Origin of the sequence: Pedobacter sp. Bi126 (genome assembly GCF_918698245.1) — a bacterium.
Classification (GTDB): Bacteria; Bacteroidota; Bacteroidia; order Sphingobacteriales; family Sphingobacteriaceae; genus Pedobacter.
This window is the reverse complement of sequence record NZ_CAKKMS010000004.1, coordinates 875,249-889,503: the sequence shown is the minus strand read 5'-3', so window position 1 is coordinate 889,503 and position 14,255 is coordinate 875,249. Positions and strand designations below refer to the sequence as shown.

Below are 14,255 nucleotides of genomic sequence, written 5' to 3'. Positions count from 1 at the left end.
TTTCTATTTTTGTTAAATGAAACCATCATAATTTATCAAAACACACCTTGAAATAACAAATCATGATAGCTCCATCAACTTTAAAATAATATAAAACGGATGAAAAAGATTTTTTTTACCATCTGCATTCTTTTTTCTGTACTCTTTTTAAACGCTCAAGACTTTAAAAAATACGACAAGGGAAGCTATATCAAAGGGAAGGACTCTATTTATTACAGAATCCTGTTTCCCGAGAATTTTAATCCCGACCAAAAATATCCGATCATCTTCTTCCTCCATGGAAGCGGCGAAAGGGGGAATGACAATACCAGTCAATTGGTACATGGTGGAAAATTGTTTTTAAAAAATGATTTACGCAAAAATTTCCCTGCTATTGTTGTTTTCCCACAATGCCCATCAAACGACTTTTGGGCAAATGCCAATTTTGAGAAAGATGCAAAAGGTAAAAGGAGAATCAGTTTTGTGGAAGGTGGCAAGCCAACCAAAATTATGCATGCGTTACAAGGCATGGTTAAAAACTTCCTTAATAAACCTTATATAAACAAAGATCAGGTGTATGTGGGCGGTTTATCAATGGGGGCAATGGGTACTTATGAGCTGTTAAGAAGGGAACGCCACAAATTTGCCGCTGCCATTGCCATCTGTGGTGGCGATAACACCAACAATATTAAAAAATATCAAAAAATACCGCTTTGGATTTTCCATGGTGCAAAAGATGATGTAGTTGATCCGGCTTTTTCGATTGCCATTGCCGAACGTTTGAAAACGGTTGGTGATGAGGTGAAGTTTACGCTGTATCCAAATGCCAACCACAATAGCTGGGACAGCGCCTTTGCAGAGCCAGAATTGTTAACCTGGCTATTTTCACATAAGAAATAGTAGAACGATCCGCCTTACTGAACTTGTTTCAGTATCTATCTTCCTCTCGTCTTAGCGTCTCGCTAAGACGAGAGGAGTAACCTAGACCCGACAAAATGAAAAGCCCGGAGGTTGAGGAACGAGACCGAAGACTTGAAATGATGGCGGGACTGCTGTAACCGAAATACACAGGTTTTGCTCTTCAAAAAAATAAAAACCATAAAAAAGCCTGAAGAAAAAATCTTCAGGCTCTTGTAAAATATTCCAATTGATATTACTCCGCCATATTATGGTAAACAGCCTGCACATCATCATCTTCCTCTAACTTATCGATCAATTTCAAAACGTCAGCAGCTTGTTCTTCTGTAACCTCATGGTGAGACAAAGCAATACGCTCTAGTTTTGAGCTCTTTAACTCAATGCCTTTTTCTTCTAAAGCTTTTTGTAAAGAACCAAAGTTTTCGAAAGCACCTTGAGCAACAGCGATATCGTTGCCTTCTTCATCAGCCTCTACGTACAATTCTTCTAAACCAGCATCAATGAGTTCAAACTCTAACTCTTCTAAGTCTAAACCTTCAGCCGGTACAAAACGGAAAACAGATTTGCGGCTAAAAACGAAATCTAACGATCCGGTTTTACCCAAAGAACCATCCGTTTTGTTAAAATAACTACGAACGTTTGCTACGGTACGGTTGGTATTATCTGTAGCTGTTTCAATTAAAACTGCTACGCCGTGTGGTGCATAACCTTCGTATACAATTTCTTCGTAATTGGCCATCGATTTATCAGATGCACGCTTAATAGCTGCCTCTACCCTATCTTTTGGCATGTTTACCGCTTTCGCATTTTGCATCGCCGTACGTAAGCGCGAGTTGGTTTCCGGATGAGGTCCGGATTCCTTAACTGCCATTACAATATCTTTACCAATACGCGTAAACTGAACCGCCATTTTGGCCCAACGCTTAAATTTTCTCTCTTTTCTAAATTCGAATGCTCTTCCCATTTTTCGAGTATTGAGATATAAGATTTGAGATAGGAGACCTTATGCCTTCAACCTTTCAACCCTCTACCTTTATATTATTTTTTTAAATTATTCAACATATCAATTGTCAGTTTCGATAAATCGAATTCTGGTTTCCATCCCCAATCTTTTGCAGCGTAGTTATCGTCGATAGAACGTGGCCAGCTATTTGCAATTTGCTGACGGGGATCATTAGCAGCGTAAGATAATGTAAAATCTGGAATATGTTTTCTGATTTCGGCTGCTAAAACCTCAGGTGTAAAACTTACCCCACCAAAATTATAGCTGCTACGCACCGAAATCTGATCTGCCGGTGCATCCATCAGTTCAATTGTTCCGCGGATCGCATCATCCATATACATCATTGGCAACTCCGTTTCTGCATTTAAGAAACTCTGATAACTGCCTTTTTTCAATGCATCGTGAAAAATATGGATTGCATAATCTGTTGTACCACCACCTGGAGCAGCTTTCCAGCTGATTAATCCTGGATAACGGATACTCCTCACATCTAATCCGTATTTTTGGTTATAATATTCGCACCAGCGCTCGCCTGCCAGTTTACTGATTCCATAAACGGTATTCGGATCCATTACACAATATTGCGAGGTATTATCTTTTGGCGAATTCGGGCCAAATACAGCAATAGAACTTGGCCAATATACCTTAGCGGTTTTATATTCTAAAGCTAAATCTAAAACATTCAGCAAGCCGTTCATATTTAAATCCCAGGCTAATTTTGGATTCTGCTCACCTGTAGCCGATAATAAAGCTGCTAAAAGGTAAACCTGTGTTGGTTTGTATTTGTGAAAAATACCATTGATCATTTCTTTATCAAGCACATTCACAAATTCAAACGGTGCAGAGTTTTTGATATCATAATCTGGTCTGCGAATATCGCATGCAACCACATGATCATCACCATATATTTTACGTAACATGGTTACCAACTCGGTACCAATTTGCCCGTTAGAGCCTAAAACAACAATTTTTTCTTGCATAATTTTTTTGAGATTGAGCAAAGGTAAAAAAATGAGATAAAAGGCGATAAAATATTTATACTTAGTGTATAGAATAGTGGTTAATTGTATAAACTAGTTAACTGTTAACCGGATTGTTTAATTGTTGCATTGCTAACTGCAAATTGCCAACTGAAAACTGTTAACTGATATCTCAGGTATTTGAACCTTTCAACAATGAGATCATACAACAATCAAACTTGATTACATTTCAACATTAATTTTATTACATTTACTACACTTACCTGCATAACCAAATAACAAATGACTCACGCTGAGCCTGAAAAATCTGATGATTTACTTGATCGCTTACAACTGGGCGATAAGCAGGCTTACGAAAAAATATATTTCACTTATAGTAATGAGCTTTTATTGGCAGCCTACAAAAAAACAGGCGACAAGGTAATTGCTGAAGAACTGGTGCAGAACATCTTTATCTCCCTTTGGGAAAAGCGGCAGGAAGCAGTGATTAATAACCTCCAGGCTTATTTGTTCGGAGCCTTGAAGTTAAGTGTGATTAACCACATCAGGAGCCTGGTTATGGAGAATAAGTACATGGAGTACCAAAGCCTAACCTATTCAGAAAACCATCAGGATACTACGAATCTGGTCGATCTTCACGATCTATCTTCCATCATTGAAGAAGGTATCAACTCCCTTCCAGAAAAAACACAGGAGGTTTTCAGGCTGAGCCGCTACCAGCACCAATCTACTAAAGATATTTCTGCTGGTCTAAATATCTCCGAAAAAGCGGTAGAATATCACATTACCCGCTCAATTAAAAGGATTAAAGAATATATTAAAAATTTCTATATCTTTTTATAGCTGACTATCAGATAATTACAAATTATTTTAGCTTTTTTTACCTCCTACCTTTAGGGGTTTGCATTCATTGTGTTACTTGTATAGTATAAAGCCAAATATTCTTTCTTATGGACCAGAAATCATTTTACGATTTACTAAGCCGTTACGAAAACGGAAATTGTACCGAAGCCGAAAAGCTTTGGGTAGATAAATGGTATCATAACTTAAATAGCAGGAATTTTAAAGATCTATCTTCAACCGCACTGGAGGAAATGCAGGCCAATACCTGGCTAAACATCAATAATATTGAACGCAAACCAGCACCAACATTAAAGGTTAAAAGGCTTTGGCCAAAATTTGCAATCGCAGCAGCTATATTGGTTGCCTTTTTTATCGGGGGATTGTACCTAACGAACTACAACCATGCTGAACAATCTTTTATTGATGAAAACAGCAATTTAAGCTTAATCAGCAAAACCAATGATACTGATCGTCCCATCATTATAGCGCTTAGCGATGAAAGCACGGTAACACTTAAACCACAAGCCAATATTATTTATCCAAAAGTTTTTGCTGTCAACAAAAGAATGGTTTATTTAAAAGGAACAGCCTTCTTTTCGGTAAGCAAAAACCCAAAGCGGCCGTTTTATGTATATAATCAAAAACTGGTTATACGTGTTTTGGGTACCAGCTTTTGGGTAAAATCGTCAACAGATAAACTTCCCGCCCAGGTTGCCGTAAGGACTGGAAAAGTTCAGGTAGAAGAAAATCAAAAAAATTCGTTATTTACTTTCGTTAAAGAAAAACCGGCTAAACCAATTCTGCTTACGCCAAATCAAAAAGGTGTTTTTTCCAACCACAAATTAAATAAAACATTGGTAAGCAAGCCTATTCCATTGGCCGAAGCTTATAACATACCCTCAAGCTTGAGCTACAATTTTAAGGAAGAAAGCATTAAAGAAATTTTCAAAACTTTATCTGAAGCATATGGGATAGAGATAAAATCGGATAATGAGCAGATTTCGACCTATACTTTTACCGGAGATTTAAGCAAAAAAGGGCTATATGAGCAGCTCGACCTGATCTGTGGAACCATATCAAGCAAATATTACATCCAAGGAACCACCATTGTGGTTTCGAATAAAAACTAACCAAATATATAAACATGATGAAGAAGAACCACAACACCAACAGCCCGTAACCGCGGCGCCATTTTCCATAATATTTTTCTAAAAAACAAAGCCGACAATGTGGGGCATTGCCGGCGAGTTAAATACATTAGAAATGTATTCATGGTATTTCTATGTCCAATAAATCCAATCATTTAATGAACAATAACCAAATTTATGAAAAAAAATCAACTTATTTCGCTGGCGATATATGCAATGAGAGTTTCGATTTACCAAATACTTGCAATAATAATTTTTACTTGTGGTGCTTTTGCCAAAAATGTCGACGCACAAGATTTTCTGAATAAATCAATTTCGATCAAAGCTGATCAAACAGATATTAAAACCATTATAGAAAAAACAGAACACTTAGCCAATGTTAAATTTGTTTACAGCCCACAATTAATAAACTCCAACCGTAAAGTTTCTATTAATGTGGTTAACCAAAAGCTTAAATACTTTCTTGAGAATTCGCTAAAACGTTATGACGTGGGATATAGGATAGTTAAAGATCAGATTCTGCTCTATTCTATTCCCGCCAATAACAACCTCGAACTACTAAAAACCTTTGAAGGCATTGTTACTGGAAAAGTAACCGACAGTAAAGGCAATGCTATCCCTGGCGTATCAGTTACCGTTAAAGGAAAATCAATCGGGACCACAACCGACGAAAATGGTGCTTTTGCACTAAAAGGCTTAACTGTCGACAGCCGTGTAATCGTGGTAAGATACGTAGGTTTCATTTCCAAAGAAGTAAACCTATCACCTGGCAATGCCGACGAAAACCTGAGTATCAGCTTATCAGAAGATAACCTACAATTGGAAAGTGTGATGGTAACCGGCGGTAATCCTAAGAAAAAATTAGAAAGCAGTGTGGCCTTAACTTCAGTGAGTAATAAAGATATCACCAACCGGGCACCTTTAAACAGTACCGATTTATTAAAAGCCATACCAGGTTTAACGGTAGAAAGTACAGGTGGCGATGGTCCGGGAAATGTTTGGGTAAGGGGTTTTCCGCAGCAGGGCGGATATATCTTCCTGGGTATACAGGAAGATGGTTTACCACTTTTGCCAACAGGTTTCAACACCAACCCATCTGTAGATCAATATTATAAAACAGATCTGACTATCCAGAACATAGAAGCCATCAGAGGGGGTAACGCCTCAATTGTTCAGGCCAACACACCAGGTGCGGTGGTAAATAACATCAGCTATGTTGGTGCAGATAAACAATATGGTCAATTTAAGCTTACAACAGGCTTTTCGCAAGGTTTGTACCGTGTTGACGGCAACACCGGAGGCAAAATAAATGACCAGATTAAATACAATATCGGTGGTTTTTACCGTACCGATAACGGTGTGGTAGATCAGGGTTTTAAGCCAGCTAATGAGGGTGGACAGATTAAAGGGAACATGACTTTTAATTTTAAGAACAATAAAGGATTTTTTAGGGTGTATGGTAAATACCTGAATGATAAAGTTCAGTTCTTACTAACGAGTTATTACCCTTACGATGGTACCGGGAAACCAACTACTTACCGCGATTATGATATGGCTTCTCAATCGATTACGCCAACTCAAACAGAATGGAGTTATAACGATCCGGCAGCAGGAAGCCATAATTTTAGTTTAACAGATGGAATTCACACCAAATTAGGATCGGGCGGTTTTCAGTTCAACTACCTAACCGACAGTGGCTGGCAGATTGTTAACAATTTCCGTTATCAAAATACCCATACCAATTCTACCTATACTGCCCCTGCAGGAATTGTAGCGAGAACAGCAGCAACGCCTTATTACTACCCTGGTGGTTCAGTGGCACCTTTTGTAGCTGGAGATTATGTAATTACCTCTAATGCACAAGGACAAATTAATAGTGATGTTCAGATTGTTGATTACCTGGATTTAAGAAAGAAAGTAAAAAACCATAGTCTTAACATCGGATTGGGCATCCACCAGTATAACCGGGATGATTTACGTTATGCTTTCCGTTCATTTACTGAATTTAAAGAACACCCTAGCATTTTATTACAATCACCAACGGCTGCAGAGCGTACCATCCAGACCAAAAACACTTTTATTGGCGATACGAGAACCCTATCCTTGTATGCCGGAGATGAGATTAAAATATCTGAAAAATGGCGTTTAGATATTGGTGCCCGGATTGATAATCAAAATGTTAAAGGCGACAGACCTTATTATGCATTAAATGCAAATGGTACGGTTAATACAACCGCCAGTGCAAACCCGAATATCTTAGGCTACACGCATTATGATGAAACTTTAACCAACTGGGCAGCTTCAGTAGGAGCAAATTACAAAATAAACACTACATCAAGTATTTTTGCAAGGGCTACAAAAGCTTATAACGCACCAAACATTGGCGACTATAATGCATCAGCCTATAACGCCGTAAACATTAAAAAACGCCCGGTTTATTTAGGTGAAGTAGGTTTTAAATATGCTAAAAACAACTTGGCCATTTTTGCATCTGGAAGTTATTCGGCAATTAAAAACACATCATTAACCATTAATGTGCCAACAGTTGCTTCAGGTTTACAGGCATTGGTGGCATTTGGCTCTACACGTACTTGGAGTGCCGAGTATGAGGTTTCTTACAAAATCGCTAAACCACTAAGCTTACGTTTAACCGGAACATTGCAAGACTCCAAATACACCGATTACGAAGCAAACACGAGTAACAATGCTGCTGTTGCAGCCGAATTCGGCAATCGGATCTATAGCTTCACCGGCAAAAGGACCGAACGTGTTCCTGTACTCAACACCGAACTTGGCGCCAATTACGACTACAAAAACTTTAACTTATATATTGCAGCAAATTACGTAGGCAGCCGCTTCACCTCTCCTAGCGATAGCTATAAACTACCTGCTTATGTAGTAATGAAAGCTGGGGCAGGATATAATTTTACTAAAAAGATTTCAATAAGATTTTGGGCAGACAACTTGTTAAATGCAAAAGTGTTGACAGAGGGCGATGTTCGAGGAGATCAGTTCAGAGATTTCTCAACCATAACCCCTGGCACATTAATGATTGGCAGAACATTACTTCAACGTACTTTCTGGGGATCATTAGCTTATTCATTCTAACAAATAAAACCGGAGTTTACGCTCCGGTTTTTTAATTCTAAACATCATGACAACAAGAAGATCATTTTTACAAAAGGTAAGCCTTGCTGGTGCAGCAGCTTTTTTAAGTCCATCATTAGTTACAACAGCCTTAGCTGAGTCTGCTAAAGTTTCAAAAATCGGAATCGGACTTTTCACTTTAAGGGAGCAGTTAACTGCAGATGTAAAAGCCACAATAGAACAGGTGGCTAAAATCGGTTACAACCAGGTAGAAACCTATTATGGTTATCCTGGCAAATACGAAGTGAAAGGTTTTTGGGGTTTGGAACCCCAAGACTTTAATACCTTATTAAAAGCAAATGGCCTTACTTCTCCCAGCGGCCATTATAACCTAACTGAGTTTTTATCCTCAGGCGACGATAAAGTACTAAAATCGCACATCGAAACCGCAGCCACCGTTGGCCAGAAATATTTCGTTATCCCAGCTTTGCCTACCAATATCAGGGCCAATGGAACATTAGATGATTACAAGCGCATGGCCTCAAAATTTAACCAAGCGGCCGAGCTTTGCCAAAAGTCAGGATTGAAATTAGCTTACCACAACCATAACTTCGAATTTAAAGATCAGGGCAATGGAGTTACAGGCTACGAAATCCTGCTCGCCGAAACCGATGCCAAACTGGTCGGCTTTGAACTCGATATCTTTTGGGCGGTAAATGCAGGTTTAAATCCTGTTGATATGTTCAAGAAAAATCCAGGCCGCTATAAAATGTTCCATGTTAAGGATATGGATAAAACTGACAAAACAGTTTTCGTGGAGGTGGGTTCTGGCAGGATAGATTTCAAACGCATTTTTGCTGCTTCTAAATTAGCTGGAGTAGATTATATTTTCACGGAACAGGACATCATCAGGAAAGCACCTTATGAGAGTATAGCAGAAAGCTACAACTACGTCAAAAAAAACCTACTTTAAGCAGATTTTCTCCTTAAAAAACCGGTGTTTTTAGATTTATTAGTAAATAATATGCTTACCTATACTAAATGTACTTTTTACACCAAGTAAAATCGACATAAAAACATCGTTTAAGCTACAATAAAGCAATAAAAAGTAATTTATTTAGAACAATTCTACTCAGTAACAATCACATTGCATACCGATAATTTAACTTAAAAAAGTTATTCTTTCCGTTATATTTTTTCTAATATTACTAATTCAACACATAAGTAACCAATATATAAAATCATAAAGACGATGCACAGAAGAGAAGCACTCAAAAACGTTGCATTTTTGCTGGGTGGAGCAATCTCAGCAAGCACAATGGGCGTTTTATTTGAAAGTTTTACGCTACCGGAAAACGAAAAGAACTTTGTCCTCTATTCACTGGAAGACGAAAAAATTTTTGCTGAATTCGCTGATATTATTGTTCCCACTACCAAATCATCTGCTGGCGCCAAAGCTGCAGGTTTAGGGAAATTTATCCCGATGATGATGAAAGATTGTTACCCTGCCACCATGCAAACCTCATTTGCGCAAGGGTTTAAAGATCTTCAGGCTAAATCGATGAAAGATTTTGGAAAAAGTTATATCACTTTAACACCAGCCGACCGTAAAAAACTAATGATCGATTTAAGGGCAATCGCACTTGCCCAAAAAGCGAGCAAATCAGAAGAGAATAAAGATTTAGCTTACTTTTTTATTACTGCAAGAGATTTAACCCTACTTGGTTATTATTCTTCAGAAATTGGTTGTACCAAAGCACGCGAATATGTGCTTATTCCAGGCCGATATGATGGCAATGCGCCATTAAAACCAGGTCAAAAATCTTGGGCAACCTAATTTCTAAACAACAACAAAACATCATGAATTTAAATACAAATTTAAAAGCAGAAAATACTTACGATGCTATTGTTATAGGATCGGGAATTAGCGGTGGCTGGGCTGCCAAAGAACTAACAGAAAAGGGCTTACGCGTGTTGATGCTCGAAAGAGGAATGAACATTGAGCACATTACCGGTTACGAAACGGCAATGAAAAATCCATGGGATTTTAAACATGCCGGAAAACTTACCGAAGAGCAAAAACGTACGCACCCGGTACAAAAAAGAGATTATCCTTACCAAGAAGCAAATGAAAAATGGTGGGTAAACGATTTAGAATGCCCGTATACGGAAGATAAACGTTTCGATTGGTACCGTGGTTTCCACGTGGGTGGAAAATCGTTAATGTGGGGCCGCCAAAGTTATAGATTTAGCGATCATAATTTTGAAGACAATGCAAAAGATGGACACGGAGCCGATTGGCCTATTCGTTATGCAGAACTTTCTCCATGGTACGATTATGCAGAACGTTTTGCAGGGATCAGTGGTTCAAAAGAAAACTGGTCTACCTGCCCTGACGGGCAATTTTTACCGCCAATGGATTTAAATATCGTAGAAAAATCCGTTAAAGCACGTATTGAAGAGCACTATAAAAGAGAACGGATTATGATGATTGGCCGTGTTGCCAATCTAACTGTGCCACATAAAGGCCGTGGCAATTGCCAGTACAGAAATTTATGTAGCCGCGGCTGTCCGTTTGGTGCATATTTCAGTACTCAGTCTTCTACGCTGCCCGCAGCTATGGCAACTAAACGTTTAACTTTAAGGCCGTACTCTATCGTAAATCATATTATTTATGATAAAGACACTAAAAAAGCCAAAGGTGTAATGGTTATTGATGCCGAAACCAACAAAACAATGGAATTTTATGCTAAAATCGTTTTTGTAAATGGTTCTACATTAGGTTCAACCTTCGTTTTGTTAAACTCTACATCAGAAGCACATCCAAATGGATTGGGTAATGGAAGTGGTCAGCTAGGACACAATTTAATGGACCACCATTTCCGTTGCGGAGCATCTGGAGAGGCTGAAGGTTTTGATGACAAATACACTTACGGCCGCCGTGCAAACGGAATCTATGTACCTAGGTATCAGAATATCGGCAACGATAAACGCGATTATCTGCGCGGTTTCGGTTATCAGGGTGGTGCAAGCAGAGCAAATTGGCAAGATGATGTTGCTGAATTGTCTTTCGGAGCAGATTTAAAACAAAAAATGACCACTCCAGGCAAATGGTCTATGGGCTTGGGCGGTTTTGGAGAGATGTTACCTTATTACGAAAACAAGGTATACATCGATAAAACCAAAAAAGATAAATGGGGACAACCCGTACTGGCTATCGACTGTGAGTATAAAGAGAACGAGAAAAAAATGCGTGTGGATATGATGAATGATGCTGCCGAAATGTTAGAAAAGGCTGGCATGAAAAACATCAAAACATTCGATAATGGTTGTTATCCAGGTATGGCGATCCACGAAATGGGTACCGCAAGAATGGGTAACGATCCAAAAACTTCTGTACTGAATAAATGGAACCAAATGCACGAAGTAAACAATGTTTTTGTAACTGATGGATCTTGTATGCCATCAATCGCTTGCCAAAACCCATCGTTAACATTTATGGCTTTAACTGCCCGTGCCTGCGATTACGCTGTAAAAGAATTAAAGAAAAAGAACATCTAGACAAGGTAAAAGGCGTAGGGTTTAAGGTATAAGGGAAATTGCCCTAAGCCTTACACTTTACGCCTCACACCTTTTATAAAAATGAAAAGAAAATTAAGAATGGGCATGATAGGCGGTGGAAAAGACGCTTTTATCGGTGCCGTACACCGTTTGGCTGCCAATATGGATGGCCTTATTGAATTATCTGCCGGAGCTTTAAGTGTAAATCCTGAAATTGGATACGAATCTGGAAAACTACTTTTTCTTCCGGATAACAGAATCTACACCAATTACGAAGAAATGCTGACAAAGGAAAGTGAATTGCCAGCAGATGAAAGAATTGACTTTGTAACCATCGTTACCCCGAACTTTGCTCACTTTGCTCCTGCAATGATGGCTTTAGATAAGGGTTTTAACGTGGTGATTGAAAAACCAATGACTTTAACTTTGGAAGAAGCAAAACAGCTAAAAGCTAAAGTAGAAGAAACTGGCTTAACACTATGTTTAACACATACCTACTCTGGTTACCCAATGGTTAAACAGGCTAAACAAATGGTTAGCGAAGGTGCTTTAGGTGCAATCAGAAAAATCATGGTCGAATATCCTCAAGGCTGGTTAAGCACCTTATCAGAACGCGAAGGAAATGCACAGGCAGCCTGGCGTACTGATCCATCTAAAACCGGAAAAAGCGGTAGCATGGGCGATATCGGTACACATGCCGCTCATTTAGCAGAGTATATTTCTGGTTTAAAAATCACTAAAATCTGCGCTGATTTAAGTATTGTTGTTCCAGGTAGAGCTATTGATGACGATGGAAACGTATTGTTAAAATTCGATAATGGTGCCAATGGCGTTCTTGTGGCATCACAAATTGCTGCCGGAGAAGAAAATGCATTGAAGATTAAAGTATATGGCGAAAAAGGTGGCATGGAATGGCACCAGATGGAACCGAATACCTTAATTGTGAAATGGTTAAATGCTCCTGCTCAAATTTACAGAACAGGCAACGGTTATATGGGCAGTTTCGCACAGCACAATACCCGAACCCCTGGTGGTCATCCTGAAGGTTACTTAGAAGCATTTGCAAATATTTATAAAAACTTTGCATTAACAGTAGATGCGAAGTTGAATAACGAGCAACCTACTGCTGAAATGTTAGACTTTCCAAGTACTGAAGATGGAATTAGAGGAATGGCATTTATCGAAAATGTTGTGGCTTCTAGCCAATCGGACCAAAAGTGGTTAGATTATAAATTATAACAATCAAGCATGACAACGATAAAAGGACCAGCAGTATTTTTAGCACAATTTATAAGCGACGAAGCCCCATTTAACTCCCTGGACAGTATTTGTAAATGGGCAGCAGGTTTAGGTTTTAAAGGCATTCAGATGCCAACCTTAGATACAAGATTTATTGATCTTCAAAAGGCTGCCGAAAGCAAAACCTATGCCGATGAACTGAAAGGAAAAATTGCTTCTTATGGCTTAGAAATTACGGAACTTTCTACACACTTACAAGGTCAATTGGTTGCGGTACACCCTGCTTACGATGATCTGTTTGATGCTTTTGCACCAAAAGAAGTACATAAGAATCCAAAAGCAAGAACAGAATGGGCTGTACAACAAATGAAATATGCTGCTAAAGCCTCTCAAAACTTAGGTTTAAATGCGCATGCCACATTTAGCGGCTCATTATTGTGGCAATATTTCCACCCCTGGCCACAACGCCCGGCAGGATTGGTTGAAGAGGGTTTTGCAGAACTGGCAAAACGCTGGACACCCATCTTAAACGAATTCGACCAATGTGGCGTTGATGTTTGCTACGAAATACACCCTGGTGAAGATTTATTTGATGGCGAAACCTACGAAATGTTCCTCGCTGCGGTAAATAATCATCCTCGGGCATGCTTATTGTATGATCCATCGCACTTTGTGTTGCAACAATTGGATTACATTCAATACATCGATTTTTACCATGAACGCATAAAAGCGTTCCATGTTAAAGATGCAGAATTTAACCCTACAGGCAAACAAGGCACTTTTGGTGGATACCAGAGTTGGGCAAACCGAGCCGGTCGTTACCGCTCACCAGGTGATGGTCAAGTTGATTTTAAAACCATTTTTAGTAAATTGGCGCAATATGATTTTAAAGGTTGGGCCGTTATGGAATGGGAATGCTGTATCAAAAACCAGCAAGATGGTGCCCGCGAAGGCGCAGAATTTATTAAAAAGAATATCATTAACGTAACCGATAAAGCATTTGATGATTTTGCAGCATCGGGTAGTGATAGCACTTTCAATAAAAGAATATTAGGATTACAAGAATAACAAAACACAAAACACACACAAGATGAAAAAAACATTTTTAGCTTTAGGCGCAATAGTCATTTTTATGGCGTCGTTTTCAAAAGCCGATTTAGCGAAGGAGAAAACCGTGGTTGCAGCTGCAACAGTAACAAGCCATGCGGCTTTTCAATCAAATCCAGGCGAAAAACTGATCAACAAATCAGACTGCCTGGGTTGCCATAACAAGACCAACAAAATTATTGGTCCTGCATACGTAGAAATCGCAAAAAAATATCCGGCTACCGAGAAAAACATCAACATGTTAGCCGATAAGATTATTAAAGGTGGAACAGGGGTTTGGGGCAATATGCCGATGACTGCTCATGCTACCCTTAAAAAAGACGATGCAAAATTAATGGTAAAGTATATCTTATCTTTAAAGAAAAAATAATCGACCCGAGTTAGCAAATC

At 38.8% G+C, this 14,255-nt stretch carries 12 protein-coding genes; 10 read left to right on the top strand and 2 right to left on the bottom strand.

What is annotated here, in order from left to right; translation table 11 throughout:
- Positions 1-99: 99 nt before the first annotated feature.
- A complete protein-coding gene (locus LQ201_RS18610) occupies positions 100-879 on the top strand; it encodes a prolyl oligopeptidase family serine peptidase (protein WP_230146314.1) in 780 nt (259 codons plus the stop codon).
- A gap of 253 nt (positions 880-1,132) precedes the next feature.
- Here LQ201_RS18610 and LQ201_RS18605 read toward each other — a convergent pair whose 3' ends face one another.
- Together LQ201_RS18605 and LQ201_RS18600 are read right to left on the bottom strand one after the other, a co-directional pair.
- The gene (locus tag LQ201_RS18605) at positions 1,133-1,861 is read right to left on the bottom strand and encodes a YebC/PmpR family DNA-binding transcriptional regulator (RefSeq protein WP_088299327.1); all 729 of its coding nucleotides are present in this window, start codon (positions 1,859-1,861) and stop codon (positions 1,133-1,135) included.
- A 74-nt stretch (positions 1,862-1,935) separates the two neighbouring features.
- Positions 1,936-2,880 carry an NAD-dependent epimerase/dehydratase family protein gene (locus tag LQ201_RS18600; RefSeq protein WP_057933983.1) on the bottom strand — a complete coding sequence of 315 codons (945 nt, stop codon included), beginning with the start codon at positions 2,878-2,880 and terminating at the stop codon, positions 1,936-1,938.
- 282 nt (positions 2,881-3,162) lie between these two features.
- On the opposite strand from LQ201_RS18600, the gene LQ201_RS18595 reads away from it, so the two are divergent.
- From LQ201_RS18595 to LQ201_RS18555, 9 genes are all read left to right on the top strand, one after another.
- Positions 3,163-3,723 (top strand): sigma-70 family RNA polymerase sigma factor, encoded by a 561-nt coding sequence (locus tag LQ201_RS18595; protein ID WP_230146313.1) that lies wholly within the window; start codon positions 3,163-3,165, stop codon positions 3,721-3,723.
- 107 nt (positions 3,724-3,830) lie between these two features.
- Positions 3,831-4,853, top strand: a complete 1,023-nt coding sequence (locus LQ201_RS18590) for a FecR family protein (RefSeq protein ID WP_230146312.1) — start codon at positions 3,831-3,833, stop codon at positions 4,851-4,853.
- 195 nt (positions 4,854-5,048) lie between these two features.
- Entirely contained in the window at positions 5,049-7,979 is a 2,931-nt protein-coding gene (locus LQ201_RS18585) for a TonB-dependent receptor domain-containing protein (protein ID WP_230146311.1), read from the top strand.
- A 46-nt stretch (positions 7,980-8,025) separates the two neighbouring features.
- On the top strand, positions 8,026-8,931 hold the full coding sequence (locus LQ201_RS18580) for a TIM barrel protein (RefSeq protein ID WP_230146310.1): 906 nt from the start codon (positions 8,026-8,028) through the stop codon (positions 8,929-8,931).
- A gap of 279 nt (positions 8,932-9,210) precedes the next feature.
- Positions 9,211-9,795 (top strand): gluconate 2-dehydrogenase subunit 3 family protein, encoded by a 585-nt coding sequence (locus LQ201_RS18575; protein WP_029274024.1) that lies wholly within the window; start codon positions 9,211-9,213, stop codon positions 9,793-9,795.
- Positions 9,796-9,818: 23 nt separating this feature from the next.
- Complete coding sequence (locus LQ201_RS18570; RefSeq protein ID WP_230146309.1) at positions 9,819-11,519, top strand: GMC oxidoreductase; 1,701 nt, start codon at positions 9,819-9,821, stop codon at positions 11,517-11,519.
- Positions 11,520-11,600: 81 nt separating this feature from the next.
- Complete coding sequence (locus LQ201_RS18565) at positions 11,601-12,758, top strand: Gfo/Idh/MocA family protein (protein ID WP_230146308.1); 1,158 nt, start codon at positions 11,601-11,603, stop codon at positions 12,756-12,758.
- Between the two features lie 9 nt (positions 12,759-12,767).
- Positions 12,768-13,826 carry a sugar phosphate isomerase/epimerase gene (locus LQ201_RS18560; RefSeq protein ID WP_230146307.1) on the top strand — a complete coding sequence of 353 codons (1,059 nt, stop codon included), beginning with the start codon at positions 12,768-12,770 and terminating at the stop codon, positions 13,824-13,826.
- Positions 13,827-13,848: 22 nt separating this feature from the next.
- Positions 13,849-14,235: a c-type cytochrome gene (locus LQ201_RS18555; RefSeq protein ID WP_230146306.1), complete on the top strand. Its 387-nt coding sequence runs from the start codon at positions 13,849-13,851 to the stop codon at positions 14,233-14,235.
- Positions 14,236-14,255: the final 20 nt, after the last annotated feature.

Bases quoted from the DNA above. Each gene is read 5' to 3' on its own strand.
- LQ201_RS18565 (WP_230146308.1), top strand. From the start codon at position 11,601: ATGAAAAGAAAATTAAGAATGGGCATGATAGGCGGTGGAAAAGACGCT.
- LQ201_RS18590 (WP_230146312.1), top strand. From the start codon at position 3,831: ATGGACCAGAAATCATTTTACGATTTACTAAGCCGTTACGAAAACGGA.
- LQ201_RS18560 (WP_230146307.1), top strand. From the start codon at position 12,768: ATGACAACGATAAAAGGACCAGCAGTATTTTTAGCACAATTTATAAGC.
- LQ201_RS18575 (WP_029274024.1), top strand. From the start codon at position 9,211: ATGCACAGAAGAGAAGCACTCAAAAACGTTGCATTTTTGCTGGGTGGA.
- LQ201_RS18595 (WP_230146313.1), top strand. From the start codon at position 3,163: ATGACTCACGCTGAGCCTGAAAAATCTGATGATTTACTTGATCGCTTA.
- LQ201_RS18585 (WP_230146311.1), top strand. From the start codon at position 5,049: ATGAAAAAAAATCAACTTATTTCGCTGGCGATATATGCAATGAGAGTT.
- LQ201_RS18605 (WP_088299327.1), bottom strand. From the start codon at position 1,861: ATGGGAAGAGCATTCGAATTTAGAAAAGAGAGAAAATTTAAGCGTTGG.
- LQ201_RS18570 (WP_230146309.1), top strand. From the start codon at position 9,819: ATGAATTTAAATACAAATTTAAAAGCAGAAAATACTTACGATGCTATT.
- LQ201_RS18600 (WP_057933983.1), bottom strand. From the start codon at position 2,880: ATGCAAGAAAAAATTGTTGTTTTAGGCTCTAACGGGCAAATTGGTACC.
- LQ201_RS18580 (WP_230146310.1), top strand. From the start codon at position 8,026: ATGACAACAAGAAGATCATTTTTACAAAAGGTAAGCCTTGCTGGTGCA.
- LQ201_RS18610 (WP_230146314.1), top strand. From the start codon at position 100: ATGAAAAAGATTTTTTTTACCATCTGCATTCTTTTTTCTGTACTCTTT.
- LQ201_RS18555 (WP_230146306.1), top strand. From the start codon at position 13,849: ATGAAAAAAACATTTTTAGCTTTAGGCGCAATAGTCATTTTTATGGCG.